Origin of the sequence: Micromonospora sp. WMMC273 (assembly GCF_027460285.1) — a bacterium.
Lineage (GTDB): Bacteria > Actinomycetota > Actinomycetes > Mycobacteriales > Micromonosporaceae > Micromonospora > Micromonospora aurantiaca.
In genome coordinates this window covers 5,773,647-5,789,601 of the sequence record NZ_JAPZBE010000001.1, presented here as the reverse complement: position 1 = coordinate 5,789,601, position 15,955 = coordinate 5,773,647, and the positions used below count along the sequence as shown (strand labels likewise).

Below are 15,955 nucleotides of genomic sequence, written 5' to 3'. Positions count from 1 at the left end.
ATCCCCGGGTCACGTTCCGCGAGCGCTGAGCCGAGCACGGGCCTCGTGCCCGTACCCTTGGGGCGTGTCCGCCGTGGATCTCGTCCTTCTCCTGCTCATGCTCGTGTTCGCGATCAGCGGATACCGCCAGGGTTTCGTCATCGGGGCCCTGTCGTTCTCCGGCTTCTTCCTCGGAGCGCTGCTCGGCCTCCAGGTCGGGCCGCTGATCGCACAGCAGTTCGCGGCGAGCGGCACACGCGTGCTGATCTCCCTGGTGGCGATCTTCGGGCTCGCGGTCCTGGGGCAGGCGCTGGCCGGCTGGCTCGGCTCCAACCTGCGGGCAGCCATCACCGGCCCGGCCGGCCGGAAGATCGACGACGTCGGCGGCGCGTTCATCTCGGTCATCGCGGTCATGCTCGTGGCGTGGCTGGTCGCCGTGCCGCTCGGCTCCTCCTCGGTGCCGTGGCTGGCCTCCTCGGTCCGCAACAGCGCGCTGCTCACCGTCGTCGACCAGGTGCTGCCGGACAAGGCGCAGGACCTGTCCACCGCGCTGCGCGACACGGTCGACACCAACGGCTTCCCGGACGTGTTCGGCGACCTCGCGCCGACCCGGGCCCGGCAGGTCGCACCGCCCGACCCGGCCCTGGCCAACTCCCAGGTGGTGCAGAACAGCAGGCGGTCGGTGGTGAAGGTGCTCGGCTCCGCGCCGAGCTGCTCACGCCGCATCGAGGGCTCCGGTTTCGTGTACGCCGACGACCGGGTGATGACGAACGCGCACGTGGTGGCCGGCACCCGCTCGGTGGCGGTGGAGTTGCGCGGCGAGCGGTACGACGGCGAGGTCGTCGTCTACGACCCGGACCGGGACCTGGCGGTGCTCTACGTACCGGGGCTGCCCGGGCCGTCGCTGCGCTTCGCCGCCGGACCGGCCGCCACCGGCGCCGACGCGATCGTGCTCGGCTTCCCGCTCGACGGCCCGTACGACGCCCGCCCGGCCCGGATCCGCGACGTCGACCGGATCACCGGCCCGGACATCTACTCGGCCGGTGACGTCAACCGGGAGATCTACACGATCCGGGCGCTGGTACGCAGCGGCAACTCCGGCGGCCCGCTGGTCTCCTCGAACGGTCTGGTGCTCGGCGTGATCTTCGCGGCGGCGGCGGACGACCCCAACACCGGCTTCGCGGTGACCGCGGCCGAGGCGCGACCGGTGGCGCTGGCGGGCGCGGAGCGTACCCGGGGAGTGGAGACCGGCGACTGCACCTGAGCCGGCCGGCGGCGCTCAGCCGCCCGCGGACGCTCCCGCCGGTGTCGCCTCGTCACCGGAGCGGGACAGCGGCAGATGGGCGCGGCCCCAGGTGAGCGTGCGGTCGAGGACCGCCCGGGCCATGATCGCCACGCAGACGCCGCCGTTGAGGAACGAGGCGACCACGTCGCTGGGGTGGTGCATGCCCCGATACATCCGGGTGAGGGCCACGCCGATCGGCACCAGCACCAGCAGCGTCCACCAGCCGATCTTGGCCGGGGTGCTGCGCGCCCGCAGCGCCAGCAGCACCGCGAGGCCGACGTAGAGCGCCGTGGCCGCCGAGGTGTGCCCGGACGGGAAGCTGGACGTGGGCGGCGAGGCGTCCATGTGCGCAACGGCCGGGCGGTTCCGGTCGATGACCATCGTGGTGAACAGGAAGATCAGCGCCTGCGCGGTCACCGCCGCGCACAGGAAAAGCGGCTCCCGCCAGCGGTGCAGCACCAGCCGCAACACCAGCGCCGCCAGCACGGTGACCACGACGATCATCTGGGTGCTGGCGAGCGTGCTGAACACCAGCGAGACGTCGTTCCACCCCGGCGTCCGGTCGCCGGCCAGCTCCCGGTTCACCGTGTCCTCCACGGTGAACGGCCAGGTGTGCGCCAGTACCCGGGTCACCAGCAGGCCCAGGCCCACCATCAGCGCGAAGAGCAGGGCCAGCGGCAGCAGGACGCGCCGGGTGACTCGGATCACGACATCGGACATGGGCTCGCCTGTACCCCGATGCGGGCCCGGCTACGCCCGGCCGCACTCCGGCCGCTGGTCGGCCAGCTCCGGCTCGACCCCCTCGCGCAGCGGACGCGCGGACGGCCGTCCGGACCCGCTGCGCCAGGTGGCGAACGCCGCCGCTGTCGCGGCCACCACGGCGGTCCCGAGCACCCAGCCGCCCACCACGTCGCTGGTCCAGTGCACGCCGAGCGCGATCCGGCTGATCCCGGTCACCACCGTCACCAGCAGGGCGGCGGTCCACAGCGCGATCCGGCCCGGGCGGCTGTCCCGCACGAACGGCAGGAACACCAGCAGCAGCACACCCGCGGCGAGCGTGGCGTTGAGCGCATGGCCGGACGGGAAGGAGTAGCCGGCGGCCCGGGCCACCGGGTCGAGCAGATCCGGCCGGTCCCGGCCGACGAGCAGCTTGAGCAGCGCGCCGAGCAGGCCGCCGGCGACCACGGTGACCACCACCCAGACCGCGAGCCGGGGCGCGCCGCGCCGGACCAGCCAGACCACCACCACTACCGCTGCCACCCGCAGCGGGCCGGGCCCGAACACGTGCGTCCAGACCGTCATCACCGCCACCCAGGCGGGATGGTCCTGCGCGTACCCGTGGAACGCGTCGGTGATCGAGGCGTCCAGCCGCAGCAGGGGCGGCCAGGCGCCGAGCACCAGCAGCGCGATCAGCGCGAACGGCACCAGCACCAGGAACGCCGCCACCACTGTCAGGGTGAGCCGCAGCCCCAGCGAGTGATCGCGGTCGAGGCGGCGGTGCCGCCACGACCGGTGCGTGATCGTCGCCTCGGTGGTGTCCATGGGGCTTCCCCTACCCACCCAGGGGCGGGATCAGACCGGTTCAGCGCCGGGTCTGCCGGAACCGGCGAACCATCAGCGCGGTGCCGGTGACGAGCGCGACGAACAGGGCCAGGCCGGTCCAGAGCCGCTCCGGGGCGGAGACGTCCGTCTGCCCGGCCGGCCGGGCGGTCCAGCCCTCCGCCGTACGCCCGAGTGGGTCGCCGCCGCGGCCCGCCGCAGCGGCCCGGGTGTCCGGTCCGTCGCCGGGTGCCGGCCCGAAGCCCACCACGCCGGGGGAGGCGTTGTCGTCGAGCGGGTTGTGGACCACCGGCGGCACGTCACCGGTGAGCGCGGCCACCGGGTCGACCAGGCCGTAGCCGAACCGGTCGTCCCGCCCGGTCGGGCCCAGATCCCGGGCGGTGCTGATCAGCCGGTTGACCACGTCCCCGGCCGACATCTTCGGATACCGCGAGCGGACCAGGGCCGCCGTCGCGGCGACGAGCGGCGCGGCGAAGCTCGTCCCCTGCACCCGCCAGTAGCCCTCCGGGCGGGCGCCGTAGAGCCCGGTGGCCGGGGCGCTGAGCACCGTCTCGTGACCCGTGATCGAGCCGGACCAGAGGTTCTCGCTGGTCCGCTCCAGCCCGGTGACCGCGAGCACGCCCGGTTCCCGGGCCGGGTACCAGACCTCGGTGGTCGTCGAGGTGGCCAGGTTGCCGGTGCAGGCGACCACCACCACGTCCCGGGCGAACGCGTAGTCGAGCGCCGCGGCCAGGGCCGGGTTGTCGCTGCTGCCGCCGAGCGACAGGTTGACCACCTGGGCGCCGTTGTCCACCGCCCAGCGCACCGCCTTGGCGATGATCAGCGCGTCGTCGTAGCGGTTCTCGGCGTCGAGGACCCGGACCGGGAGGATCTTGGCGTCCGGCGCGAGCCCCACCACGCCCCGGTCGTCGTCGGACCGCCCGGCGATCAGCCCCGCCACAGTGGTGCCGTGCCCCACCGGGTCCGCGCCGTCCGAGCCGTCCGGCGTCACCAGATCCAGGCCGGGCAGCACCTGCCCGGCCAGGTCGGGGTGAGAGCCGTCCACACCGGAGTCGATCACGGCGACCACCACGCCGCGCCCGGTCGACGTGCGCCACGCGGTCTTCGCCCGCAGCTCCTCCAGCTGCCACTGCTCGTCGCGTACCTGGTCGGTGCGCAGCGGACGGTCGGGGGCCGACCAGGGCCGCGCCACGGCGGTCGAGGCGGCGGGCGCGGCGTGTGCCGACGGTGCCAGCGGACCGGCCACGGTGACCAGTGCCGAGGCGGCGGCGAGCAGCGCGCGTCCGGCGAGACGCCGGGGCGGCCCACCGGGCAGTCCCTGCCGATCCCCTGTCACATTCCCCAGCCGTTCGGTCGCGTCAGACACATGCTGCACGGAGATTACCGGTTGCCCCGGCCGTCACGGGGCAACTCGGCCAGCCTGATCACCCGGGCGGGAGATACGCCAGCTGCACCAGGCGCACCCCCTCCCGGCGGGTGACCAGACGCGCCCGCCCCGGCGGCAGCGGCCCGGCCTTCACCTGGCCGACGAGCGTGCCCTCCTCCGGCCCGCCCGACATCACCAGCCCGGCCGTGGACAGCTCGCGCAGCCGCTGCACGATCGGCTCGTACGCGGTCCGCCCGGCGCCGCCGGTGCGCCGCGCCAGCACCAGGTGCAGCCCGACGTCCCGCGCGTGCGGCAGGTGGTCCTCCAGCGCCCGCAACGGGTTCGTCGGCCCGCCCGCCACCAGGTCGTAGTCGTCCACGAGCACGAACAGCTCCGGTCCCGTCCACCACGACCGGCTGCGCAACTGTGCCGGTGTCACCTCCGGCCCCGGCTGCCGCCCCTGGAGATAACCGGCGGCCGACTCGATCAGCTCGGCGGTGTGCGGCGCGGCGGTGCCGTACCCGATCAGGTGCGGCGTCTCGATCACGCCCATCAGGCTGCGCCGGTAGTCCACGAGCATCACCCGGGCCTGCTCCGGGGTGAACCGGTTGACGATCGAGGTGGCGAGCGCCCGCAGGAACGACGACTTGCCGCACTCGGCGTCGCCGAAGACCAGGAAGTTCGGCTCGGTCGCGAAGTCCAGCACCACCTGGGACAGGTCCGCCTCGGCCACGCCGATCGGGAACGCCGGCCCGCTCGTCGCGCTCTGGTCCAGCTCGGCGTACGGCAGCACCGGCGGGAGCAGCCGTACCTGGGGCGCGGGCGGACCGCTCCACGCGCCGGCTACCGCCTTGACCAGGTCGGCGGTCTCCGCGCCGAGCGCCTCGACGCGCGGCTCGGCGGTGAGGAAGTGCAGGCCGCCGGCGGTGATGCCGCGGCCCGGCCGCTCCTCCGGCACGGTGGCCGCCAGCGCGCGCTTGACCACCACCGAGTCGGCCGGGTCGCCGAGACGCAACTCCAGCCGGGAGCCGAACAGGTCGCGGATCGCCGGGCGGAAGTCCGACCAGCGCAGCGCGCTCGCCACCACGTGCACCCCGTACGCCAGGCCCCGGGTGGCGAGCTCGGTGACCAGGGGTTCCAGGTCCTCGTACTCGCCGCGCAGCGTGTTCCAGCCGTCGACCACCAGGAACACGTCCCCGAACGGGTCCGGCGCGCCCGCCGCCCGCCGCCGTCGCCACGCGGCCATCGACTCCACACCGGCCTCGGCGAAACGCCGCTCCCGTTCGGCCAGCAGACCGGCGACCTCGCCGACGGTACGGCGCACCGCGGTGCCGTCGGTGCGCCCGCTGACACCGCCCACGTGCGGCAGGTCGCGCAGCGTGCCGAGCGTCCCGCTGCCGAAGTCGAGGCAGTAGACCTGCACCTCGGCCGGGGTGTGGGTGAGTGCGAGCGCGCAGACCAGGGTGCGCAGCAGACTGGACCGGCCACTGCGGGTGGTGCCGACCACCGCGACGTGCCCGGCCGCGCCGTCCAGCGCCAGCCAGAGCAGGTCGCGCCGCTGCTCGAACGGCTTGTCGACCACCGCCACCGGCACCTGCAGCGCCCCGTGCAGCTCCGGATTCGCGACAGTGAGCCCGCGTACCGGGGCGGCGCCGACCGGGCCGAGCAGCTCGTCCAGGGCGGGCGAGGCGTCCAGCGGCGGCAGCCACACCTGGTGCGCGGGCGGGCCCTGCCCGGCCAGCCGGTCCACGAGCAGGTCCAGCAGCGTCTCGCCGCTGTCGTCCTCGGCGGGCGGGGCGACGGGCGCGGGCGGCTCGGGCACCGGGACCAGGTGGGTGGAGAACGCGAGCACCCGTGCCTCGCCGGCGCCGGACGCGCCCGCCGCCCCGCCGCGCCGGCGGACCGCCCCGGAGACGTACGCGGCCCGGAACCGGACCAGCGGGTCGGTGCCCGAGCGCAGGTAGCCGTGCCCCGGACTGCGCGGCAGCTCGTGCGCGTCCGGCACGCCCAGCACAGTCCGGGACTCCAGCGCCGAGAACGTCCGCAACCCGATCCGGTACGACAGGTGCGTGTCCAGCCCGCGCAGCCGTCCCTCCTCCAGCCGCTGGCTCGCCAGCAGCAGGTGCACACCCAGCGACCGGCCCAGCCGGCCGATCTGCACGAACAGGTCGATGAAGTCGGGCTTGGCGGACAGCAGCTCGGAGAACTCGTCGCAGATCAGCAGCAGCGACGGCAGCGGGGCCAGCGGGGATCCGGCCGCCCGGGCCCGCTCGTAGTCGCGCACGCTCGCGAAGTTGCCGGCCCGGCGCAGCAACTCCTGCCGGCGCATCAGCTCCCCGTTTATCGCGTCCACCATCCGGTCCACGAGCGGCAGCGCGTCGGCCAGGTTGGTGATCACGGCGGCGGTGTGCGGCAGCCGCTCGAACGACGCGAACGTGGCGCCGCCCTTGAAGTCGACGAGCACGAAGTTGAGCTGCTCCGAGCTGTGCGTGGCGGCCAGCCCGAGCACCAGTGTGCGCAGCAGCTCCGACTTGCCCGAGCCGGTCGCGCCGATCAACAGGCCGTGCGGGCCCATGCCGTCCTGCGCCGACTCCTTCAGATCCAGGTCGATCGCCCCGCCGTCGGCGCCCACCCCGATCGGCACCCGCAGCCGGTCCCGCGCGGCCCGGGGCGCCCAGCCCTGCTCGGCGGTGAAGCTCTCCGGGTCGCCCAGACCCAGTAGCTCGGGCAGGCCCAGCTCGGTGCCGGGCGGCGCATCCGGTCCGCGTACCGTGCCGGCCAGCCGTAGTGGCGCGAGCCGCCGGGCCACCGCCTCCGCGTCGGCGGGCGCCAGCGCGTCGGCGGCACCCACCTCGGCGTGCCCCTCCGCGGAGTGCGAGTGCAGCCGGCCGTCGACCAGGTCGAGCAGGAGCGCGTACCGGTCGAGCAGCCGGGGCGGCGGAGTGTCCAGGTCGAGCACGGTGACGGCGTCGATGCCGCCGTCGCCGGCCAGGTCGGTCGCGCCGGTCAGGTCACCGCCGTCGAGCACCACCACGACGTGCGGCCCGTCGGTCGCGGTGCCGTGCGGGCTGAACCGGGACCGGGCGCCGAGTACGTCGTCGAGCAGCCGTTCCAGGTCGGCGGCGGAGCTGGTGACCAGCCGCACCGGGCCCAGCGCGTCGGTGCGCGCCGGATGGTGGGCGTGCGGCAGCCACTTCACCCACTCCCAGGCGCTGCGGCGTTCCGGCCCGGCGCAGACCGCGATCAGCAGCTCGTCCGGCGCGTGGAAGACGGCGAGCTGGGTGAGCACCGCCCGGGCCAGCGCCTGCCCGGCGGGCGAGCCGGCGCCGCGTACCTGGCCGGCCGGGCCGCGCACGAAGACCCGGGCGAAACTGCGCAGCGACAGCGCCACCGGCAGGTCCGGCACCACCGAGTACGCGTCCAGGAAGCGCCGCAGCGCCCCGGCCGTCATCGGCTCCAGTTCCTCCAGCGGGCGGGTGACCGGCGGGACCAGCGGGGTGGCGAGCGTCTGCGGGCCCACACCGACCCGGACCACCGCGAAGTCCGGGTCGGCCGGCCGGCGCTCCCAGACCCGGTGACTGTCGACTGTCGACCAGAGCCGCCCCGGCTCGGGATGGCGGTAGGACAGCCCGGCCCGCTGGGCCCCGGCCGTCTCCCGCACCCGGCGCCGGAGCGTGGCCAGGTGGCGCAGGTATTCCCGGCGGGCGGCCATCAGCTCGGACTTCTTCGGCCCGGCGCTGCCCCAGGTGGTCACCAGCATCGCCAGCGAGGAGAGGCCGAACATGCCGCCCACCACGTACGAGTAGGCACCGCCGCCGCGGCCGAACATCATCGCCATGGCCACCGTCCCGCCGAGCATCGGCAGCACCATCAGCGCCTGCTGCCAGCGCCCGCCCGCAGCGGCGGGGATCTCCGGCGGCGCCTCGACGGGCAGCTCACCGACCGGGATCTCCGGTGCCGGGCGGCGTGGCGGCCGCTTGATGACGACAGTGGACACTCACCCTCCCCGGAAGTGGCTCTGGGTAACCCGAGCCTGGCTCATCGTAGGTAAAGTCCTCTCGTCCGTCAGCCCACTCCTTCCGCCCGATATGGAGATGCCTCGATGACAAGCGGGCTCGCCCGGGTCACGATCAGCGCGCCCAGGCGGCGGGTCGACGTGGCCCTACCGGAGCAGGTGCCCCTGGCCGAGCTGCTGCCCGAGGTGCTCCGGCACGCCGGGGAGGGACTGGCCGACGACGGGGAACGGCACGGCGGGTGGGTGCTGCGCCGGACCGACGGGGCGGTGCTCACCACCGCCCAGGCGCTGCTGCCGCAGGGCGTGCGCGACGGCGAGGTCCTGCACCTGGTGCCGGCTCGCGCGCAGTGGCCCGAGTTGGAGTACGACGACGTGGTCGAGGCGATAGTGGACGGCGCCCGGCGCCGGGGTGCCGCCTGGTCCGGCCGGGCCACCCGGGCCGCGGCGCTCGCCGGTGCCGCCGTACCCCTGGCCGTCGGCCTGGTCGCCGTGGTCGCGGCCGGGCCGGGCGCGCGCGGCTGGCCGGTCGCCGCGGCGGTCGCCCTGATCCTGGTGCTCACCGCCACCGCGGCGTCCCGGGCGTACGGCGACGGCCCGGTCGGCGCCACGCTCGGCGGGTACGCGCTGCCCTGGGCCGCGGTGGCCGGTGCGCTCGCGGTCGCCTCCGGCGATCCGGTCGGCCCGATCCCCGGCCTGCGCTGGGTGGGCGCCCCCGAACTGCTGGTCGGCTCGGTGGCGCTGCTGCTGGTGGCGGTGCTCGGCCTGCTCGGCGTGGCCAGCCGGTCCCGCGTCTTCGTGGCCGGGGTGACTGTCGGCGTGGCGGGCGTGGCGGCAGCGCTCGGCGGGCTGCTGCTCGACCCGGAGGGCACCGCCGCGGTCCTGCTCGCCGTGCTGGTGTTCGCGCTCGGCGGGCTGCCGCTGCTGGCCATCCGGGTCGGCAAGCTGCCGCTGCCGCCGCTCACCCTGCCCAGCCCGGCCGGCACCCGGGACCTGCCGGACCGGGGCCGGGTGCACGCGGCAGTGGCGCGCGCCGAGGAGGTGCTCACCGGAATGCTGCTCGGCCACGCGGTGCTCGCCGTCGGCGCGGTCGCGGTGCTCGTCTGCGTCGGCCGGACCGCCGGGCTGCTGCTCGCCGCCGTCGCCTGCGGGGTGCTGCTGCTGCGCTCCCGCCTGTTCGTGGCGGTACGGCACCGGGTGCCGGCGATCGTCGCCGGGTTGACCGGGTTCGCGCTGCTGGGGGTGGTGCTGGCCGGCCGAGCCGGTCCGGGTGCCCGGCTCGCGCTGACTGTGGGCGGGCTGGCCCTGGCCCTGACGGCGGTCACCGCCGGCGCCACGTATGCCCGGCGGCCCGTCTCCCCGTACCTCGGCCGGCTGGCCGACCTGACCGACACCGCGCTCGTCGTCGCTGTCGTGCCGGTGGCCTGCGCGGTGCTCGGCCTCTACGACCGGGCCCGCGACCTGCTCGCCTGAACACGCGGAGGCCCGGGTCGCGAAGCGCGACCCGGGCCCCCGGCAAGCATGATCGTCAGTGCAGCGTCTCGCCGCGCTCCTCGGCCTCCTTGGCGCGCCGGTACGACGCGGCGATCTCCGCCTCAGCCTCGACCCGGCCCACCCAGGTCGCGCCCTCGACCGACTTGCCCGGCTCCAGGTCCTTGTAGACCTCGAAGAAGTGCTGGATCTCCAGCCGGTCGAACTCGCCCAGGTGGTGGATGTCGCGCAGGTGCTCCTGACGCGGGTCCTCGTAGGGCACGCAGAGGACCTTGTCGTCGCCGCCCTTCTCGTCCGTCATCCGGAACATGCCGATGGTGCGGCAGCGGATCAGGCAGCCCGGGAACGTCGGCTCCGGCACCAGCACCAGCGCGTCCAGCGGGTCGCCGTCCTCGCCCAGGGTGCCCTCGATGAACCCGTAGTCGGCCGGGTACTGCGTGGAGGTGAAGAGGGTGCGGTCCAGCCGGATGCGGCCGGTCGCGTGGTCTACCTCGTACTTGTTCCGGTGACCCTTGGGGATCTCAACCGTGACGTCGAAATCCATCTTCCACGCTCCCTCGTTTGCCCACGCTGGCTAACGGAAACCAGCGGCTCACCCCCGGCGCGGGGTGAACGCCCCCCGTCGGCTCCGGCCGCCGCATAGTGTTCGGACCGAAGTAGTGTCGCCCAAGGCGATTTCGAGCGGGGAGGAGGGGGCCGTGGGGAGGGAAGATTCACACTACCGCCCCGAGAGGGTTGACGGGCGCGGGTCCGCCGGTTCCGGTTCCGGCGGGGCCACCGGACGGGTGTCCGTCCCGGGGGCCAACGTCCCTCATCGTCCCTCTCCGGCCACCGGGTCCGCCCGCGTCGGCCCGCCCCACCACGGCCCCGGCCCGCTGCATCACGGCTCCGGCCCGGCGAGCGGCTCGGCCCGCGTCGGGCCGCCGCACGATCCCACGGCTGCGCTGAACCGGCCCGGCGCGCCGGACTCGATCCCGGTCAGCCCGCCGGTCCCGCCGGTCGGCGCCGCGCCGCCCGCACCCTCCGGGCCGCCCCCGGGCCGGCCGCGACGTAGCCTGCGGCTCGTCGCGGCGCTCGCCTGCGTGCTCGTGCTGGCCCTGGCGGTGGCCGGGCTCGCCGTGCTGCGCCCCGGCCCGGTCGCCGGGTGGCTGGGCGACGACGACAGCACGGGTACGGCGGTCGCCGCGCCGCCCGAGCCCTCCCCGCCGGCCGTGCTGGCCGGGCCGGACGGCAACGCCCCGCTGCCCACCGAGGCCGGCATCCGCGCCGCCCTGGACCCGCTGGTCCGCGCTGCCGCGCTCGGCGACCGGGTGCACGTTTCGGTGGCCGACGTGAGCACCGGCCAGGGGCTCTACGGCAGCGGCCAGGACACACCCACCGTGCCCGCCTCGGTGACCAAGCTGGCGACCGGGGTGGCGGTGCTCGCGGCGCGCGGTCCCGCCTACCGGATCCCGACCCGGGCCGTGGCCGGCGCCAACCCGGGCGAGGTGGTCCTGGTCGGCGGCGGTGACCCCACGCTCGCCGTGGACAAGAACGGCTTCTACCCGGGCGCGGCCCGGCTGGACGACCTCGCCGCCCAGGTGCGCGACGCGCTCGGCGGCACCGCCCCGACCAAGGTGATCGTCGACTCGTCGCTGTTCAGCGGCCCCGTCTTCGAGCCCGGCTGGGACTCCGACATCCCCACCGGCGGCTTCGGCGCGGCGATCACCGCGCTGATGACCGACGGCGCCCGGAAGAACCCGGCGGAGGCGCGGCGCACCGCCGAGCAGACGAACCACGCCGCCGAGCGGGTGCCGCAGCCCGACCTGACCGCCGGCCGCCAGTTCGCCAAGCTGCTCGGCCTGACCGGCGGCGCCGCCCAGGTCACCCGGGGCACCGCGCCGGCCGCCTCCGGCGCCACGGGTACGGCCCCCGGCGCCGAGCTGGGCACTGTCGAGTCCCTGCCGATGATCCGGCTGGTCGACATCATGATCAGCGACAGCGACAACGTGATCGCCGAGGCGATGGCCCGCCAGGTGGCGCTCGCCAAGGGCAAGCCCGGCTCGTTCGTCGGCGGCGCGGCCGCGACCGACCAGGTGCTCGGCGAGCTGGGCCTGCCGGCCGGTGAGATCAGCCTGGCCGACGGCAGCGGGCTGTCCCGCACCAACCGGATCAGCCCCTCGCTGCTCACCGACCTGATCACGCTCGCCGGCAACGGCAGCCACCCCGAACTCGCGGCGATCTTCGGCGGACTGCCGGTCGGCGGCTGGTCCGGCACGCTCGACGAGCGCTACCGGGCGGCGGCGACCCGCGCCGGAGCGGGCGTCGTCCGGGCCAAGACCGGCACGCTGAGCGGCGTCAACGCGATCGCCGGCACGGTGACCACCGCCGACGGCCGGCTGCTCACGTTCGCCGTGCTCACCGACCGGACGCAGGGCTCGCTGGACGACACCCGGGCGGCGCTGGACCGGATCAGTTCCGCGCTGGCCGGGTGCGGCTGCCGCTGACCGACGGGCGTCGATCGGTCGGCGCGAGCCCGGGTAGGGGTGTTCCGGCGCGGGTACGGTGGGTTCATGGCGCAGTTCGTGGACTGGGATCTGGCCGCCGCGACAGCGGGGGCGCTGAGCAAGTCGGGCCCCCGGGTGTCGTACGCCGAGGCCACCGACGTGGTCGGCGACCTGCGCCGGCTGACCGACGAGGCGGCCGGTCACGTCGCCGACTACACCGGCCTGCGCGCGCAGGTCGCGCACCCGCCGGTACGCGTGGTCGACCGCCGGGACTGGGCGGCGGCGAACATCGCCGGGCTGCGTGAGGTGGTCTCCCCGCTGGTCGAGCGCCTCTCCGGCGACAAGCGGCCGGGCGCGCTCACCGAGGCGATCGGCTCCCGGGTGACAGGTGTGCAGGCCGGCACCGTGCTGGCGTACCTCTCCGGCCGCGTGCTCGGCCAGTACGAGGTCTTCGCCGGGGACCCCGGCCAGCTGCTGCTGGTGGCGCCGAACATCCTCGAGGTCGAGCGGAAGCTCGGTGCCGACTCGCGCGACTTCCGGCTCTGGGTGTGCCTGCACGAGGTCACCCACCGCACCCAGTTCACCGCCGTGCCGTGGATGCGCGCGTACTTCCTCGGCGAGGTGCAGGCGTTCGTGGACGCCTCCCAGGGCGGCGAGCACCTGCTGGAGCGGCTCCGCCGGGGTGTCGCCACGCTCTCCGACGCGGTGAAGGACCCGGAGAGCCGGGCCAGCGTGCTGGACATCGTGCAGACCCCGGCCCAGCGCGCCGTGCTGGACCGGCTGACCGCGCTGATGACGCTGCTGGAGGGCCACGCCGAGTTCGTCATGGACGGCGTCGGCCCGCAGGTCATCCCCAGCGTCGAGTCGATCCGGGCGGCGTTCAACCGGCGCCGCGAGTCCGGCAACCCGCTGGAGAAGGCGATCCGGCGGTTGCTCGGCATCGAGGTCAAGATGCGCCAGTACGCCGAGGGCCGCAAGTTCGTGCACGGCGTCGTCGACCGGGTGGGGATGGCGGGCTTCAACAAGATCTTCTCGTCCCCGCTGACGCTGCCCCGCCTCGACGAGTTGGGCGACCCGGACGCCTGGGTGTCCCGCGTACACGGTCCCGCCGGTGCCACCCCGCCCGTCGGCTGATCCGGCCGGCCCGGTCGTGCCGGGCGGTCCCGCCGGCTCGGCTGATCCGGCCGGTCCGGCTGATTCCGTTGGTCCGCTCGGTTCGGCTTCTTCCGCGGGCCGGGCTGATTCCGGCGTTCGGTCGCGCCGCTCGCCGTCGCCCGCTCCCGCCGTTGCCGCGGTGCGGCTCGCGGTCCGCCGGATGCTGACGGGTCTGTCCGGCGCCGGCCCGGTGCTGGTGGCCTGTTCCGGCGGGGCCGACTCGCTCGCGCTCGCCGCCGCCACCGCGTTCGTGGCCCCCCGGCTCGGGCGGCAGGCCGGCCTGGTGACGGTCGACCACGGCCTGCAAGCCGGGTCCGCCGACCGGGCGGAGGCGGTCGCCGGCTGGGCCCGCGCCGAAGGGCTCGACCCGGTCGAGGTGCTTCCGGTACGGGTGGACGGCCGGCCCGGCGGACCCGAGGCGGCCGCCCGCGAGGCCCGGTACGAGGCGCTGATCGCGGCAGCCCGCCGCTACGACGCAGCCGGGGTGCTGCTCGGGCACACGCGCGACGACCAGGCCGAGACCGTCCTGCTGGCGCTGGCCCGGGGCGCCGGACCGCGCGGGCTGTCCGGGATGCCGGAGCGGCGCGACGTCGACGGGGTATCCCTGCTCCGCCCGCTGCTCGACGTCACGCGCGCCGACACCCGGGCCGCCTGCGCCGCGCTCGGGCTCGACCCGTGGGCGGACCCGCACAACGCCGACCCCGCGTACGCCCGGGCGCGGGTCCGGTCCGACGCGCTGCCGGCACTCGTCGACGCGCTCGGGCCGGGGGTGGTGGCGAACCTGGCCCGTACCGCCGGGCTGCTCGCGGCCGACAACGCCGCACTCGCCGCGCTCGCCGACGCCGCGCTCGCCGACGTCCGGACCGCTGACGGTGGGCTGTCCGTAGCCGGACTCGCCGAGTTGCCGGCCGCCGTCCGTACCCGGGTGCTGCACGCCTGGGCCCGTGAGCTGGGCGCGACGCCGGCCGCGCTGTCCCACAGTCACGTGGCGGCGCTGGACGCCCTGGTCACGGCCTGGCACGGACAGGGCCCGGTGCACCTACCCGGCAACCACCAGGTACGCCGCCACGCAGGCCAACTCCTGCCCTGACCCGCGCACCCTCCGCCCCGCCCTGCCCACTCATCCCCGCCCCGTTGATCAAGGACTTCTGGTCCCGATCCGCCCCTCTCGAGCCCGCAAACTCCTTGATCACCGCTCCAGGGGTGCGCCCGGGGGCGTCGATCATGAGGTTGACGGGGAGAAAACAGGCGCAAATTGCGGTCAACTTCATGATCGACGGGGCAGACCCGGGCGGGGCGGGGGTGGGGGTGGGGGTGGGGGGTCAGGTGGTCTGGCGGTCTCGGAAAGTCGTGCGGTAGGCCAGCGGGGTGGTGCCCACCCGGCGGGTGAAGTGGTGCCGCAGGGCCGCCGCGTCGCCGAAGCCGGCCTGCTCGGCCACGCCCTCCACGCTGAGCGTTGTGTCCTCCAGCAGGTGCCGGGCCAGCAGCACCCGCTGGTTGGTCACCCAGTCGTGCGGGGTGGTGCCGGTCTCGGCGCGGAACCGGCGGGCGAACGTCCGCGGGGCCATGCCGGCGCGTGCCGCGAGTTCGTCCACAGTCACCTGCCGGCGCAGGTGTCCCATCAGCCACTCCAGCACCGGTTCCAGGGTGGCCGCCTCGGGCGCCTTGGGGATCGGCGCCTCGACGTACTGCGACTGGCCGCCGTCGCGGTGCGGCGGGACGACCATCCGGCGGGCCAGCCGGGTCGCCACCGCGGAGCCGTGCTCCTGGCGTACCAGATGCAGGCAGGCGTCGATGCCGGCGGCGGTGCCGGCGCTGGTGAGCAGGCGGTCGTCCTGCACGTAGAGCGAATCGCACTGGACCCGGGCGGCCGGGAAGCGCCGCTGCAACTCGTCGGTGTACCGCCAGTGGGTGGTGCAGTCGCGCCCGTCGAGCACGCCCGCCTCGCCGAGGACGAACGCGCCGGCGCAGACGCTGAGCAGCCAGGCGCCCCGGTCGGCGGCGCGGCGCAGCGCGGCGAGCACCGGTTCGGGTACCGGGGTGCCGTCGGCGTGCGCGGGCACCGCCACCAGATCGGCGTCCTCGACCGCGCCCAGGTCGGCGGTGGGGGTGAGCAGGAACCCGGACCGGCTGCGGACCGCGCTGCCGTCGGCGGTGCACACGTCGAACCGGTATTCGGGAAAGCCGTCGGCGGTGCGGTCGGTGCCGAAGACCTCCGCGAGCACGCCGAGTTCGAACGCGGCGACCTGGTCCATGACGATGACGGCGACCGAGCGGAGCATGTGACGAGGGTAACCCGACATCTGGCAGGAAATCGATGCCCGGTGACATTCCTGCCACTGTCCGGATCGGTCGGTGGGCCGCAGAATCAATGGTGTCCGGTGCGCACCGGCGGCGAAAACAGTCTCAACCATGCGAAAGTGAGCGCCGCCATGACCGTTCTGCTGCTCCTGCTCTTCCTGCTCCTCCTCGTCGGCGCCAGCGCCCTCGGGTTCACCGCCGACACCCGCGACTCGGCCGACTGGAAGCCGAGCGACGACGGGCAACGCTGGCGCTCCCGTACCTGCTGAGGTGATTTATTCAGTTCGCGCCGAAAATCCCCGGCGGGACCGCGCCAAAAG

12 protein-coding genes are annotated in these 15,955 nt (G+C 75.0%); 6 read left to right on the top strand and 6 right to left on the bottom strand.

Annotated features, from left to right (window positions below; translation table 11 throughout):
• Positions 1 to 64 precede the first annotated feature (64 nt).
• Positions 65 to 1,243 carry a MarP family serine protease gene (locus O7611_RS26905; protein WP_194801968.1) on the top strand — a complete coding sequence of 393 codons (1,179 nt, stop codon included), beginning with the start codon at positions 65 to 67 and terminating at the stop codon, positions 1,241 to 1,243.
• A gap of 15 nt (positions 1,244 to 1,258) precedes the next feature.
• Here O7611_RS26905 and O7611_RS26900 read toward each other — a convergent pair whose 3' ends face one another.
• The 4 genes from O7611_RS26900 to eccCa form a co-directional block, all read right to left on the bottom strand.
• Complete coding sequence (locus tag O7611_RS26900; RefSeq protein ID WP_194801967.1) at positions 1,259 to 1,984, bottom strand: phosphatase PAP2 family protein; 726 nt, start codon at positions 1,982 to 1,984, stop codon at positions 1,259 to 1,261.
• Between the two features lie 30 nt (positions 1,985 to 2,014).
• Positions 2,015 to 2,806, bottom strand: a complete 792-nt coding sequence (locus O7611_RS26895; protein ID WP_194801966.1) for a phosphatase PAP2 family protein — start codon at positions 2,804 to 2,806, stop codon at positions 2,015 to 2,017.
• Between the two features lie 40 nt (positions 2,807 to 2,846).
• The gene (gene mycP / locus O7611_RS26890) at positions 2,847 to 4,160 is read right to left on the bottom strand and encodes a type VII secretion-associated serine protease mycosin (protein ID WP_194801965.1); all 1,314 of its coding nucleotides are present in this window, start codon (positions 4,158 to 4,160) and stop codon (positions 2,847 to 2,849) included.
• 88 nt (positions 4,161 to 4,248) lie between these two features.
• Positions 4,249 to 8,187, bottom strand: coding sequence for a type VII secretion protein EccCa (gene eccCa / locus O7611_RS26885; protein WP_194801964.1), 3,939 nt, complete (start codon positions 8,185 to 8,187; stop codon positions 4,249 to 4,251).
• Between the two features lie 105 nt (positions 8,188 to 8,292).
• On the opposite strand from eccCa, the gene eccD reads away from it, so the two are divergent.
• Positions 8,293 to 9,675 (top strand): type VII secretion integral membrane protein EccD, encoded by a 1,383-nt coding sequence (gene eccD / locus O7611_RS26880; protein WP_269697780.1) that lies wholly within the window; start codon positions 8,293 to 8,295, stop codon positions 9,673 to 9,675.
• A 55-nt stretch (positions 9,676 to 9,730) separates the two neighbouring features.
• Here the strand turns inward: eccD and O7611_RS26875 are convergent, their stop codons facing one another.
• Complete coding sequence (locus O7611_RS26875; protein WP_013288994.1) at positions 9,731 to 10,237, bottom strand: inorganic diphosphatase; 507 nt, start codon at positions 10,235 to 10,237, stop codon at positions 9,731 to 9,733.
• A 511-nt stretch (positions 10,238 to 10,748) separates the two neighbouring features.
• Here O7611_RS26875 and dacB point away from each other — a divergent pair.
• From dacB to tilS, 3 genes are all read left to right on the top strand, one after another.
• Positions 10,749 to 12,179 carry a D-alanyl-D-alanine carboxypeptidase/D-alanyl-D-alanine endopeptidase gene (gene dacB, locus O7611_RS26870; protein ID WP_194802011.1) on the top strand — a complete coding sequence of 477 codons (1,431 nt, stop codon included), beginning with the start codon at positions 10,749 to 10,751 and terminating at the stop codon, positions 12,177 to 12,179.
• 66 nt (positions 12,180 to 12,245) lie between these two features.
• Positions 12,246 to 13,313: a zinc-dependent metalloprotease gene (locus tag O7611_RS26865; RefSeq protein WP_091426057.1), complete on the top strand. Its 1,068-nt coding sequence runs from the start codon at positions 12,246 to 12,248 to the stop codon at positions 13,311 to 13,313.
• A 181-nt stretch (positions 13,314 to 13,494) separates the two neighbouring features.
• The gene (gene tilS / locus O7611_RS26860; protein WP_269697779.1) at positions 13,495 to 14,424 is read left to right on the top strand and encodes a tRNA lysidine(34) synthetase TilS; all 930 of its coding nucleotides are present in this window, start codon (positions 13,495 to 13,497) and stop codon (positions 14,422 to 14,424) included.
• Between the two features lie 232 nt (positions 14,425 to 14,656).
• Here tilS and O7611_RS26855 read toward each other — a convergent pair whose 3' ends face one another.
• The gene (locus tag O7611_RS26855) at positions 14,657 to 15,616 is read right to left on the bottom strand and encodes a GlxA family transcriptional regulator (RefSeq protein ID WP_194801961.1); all 960 of its coding nucleotides are present in this window, start codon (positions 15,614 to 15,616) and stop codon (positions 14,657 to 14,659) included.
• A 138-nt stretch (positions 15,617 to 15,754) separates the two neighbouring features.
• On the opposite strand from O7611_RS26855, the gene O7611_RS26850 reads away from it, so the two are divergent.
• Positions 15,755 to 15,904 (top strand): hypothetical protein, encoded by a 150-nt coding sequence (locus O7611_RS26850; protein WP_194802014.1) that lies wholly within the window; start codon positions 15,755 to 15,757, stop codon positions 15,902 to 15,904.
• Positions 15,905 to 15,955: the final 51 nt, after the last annotated feature.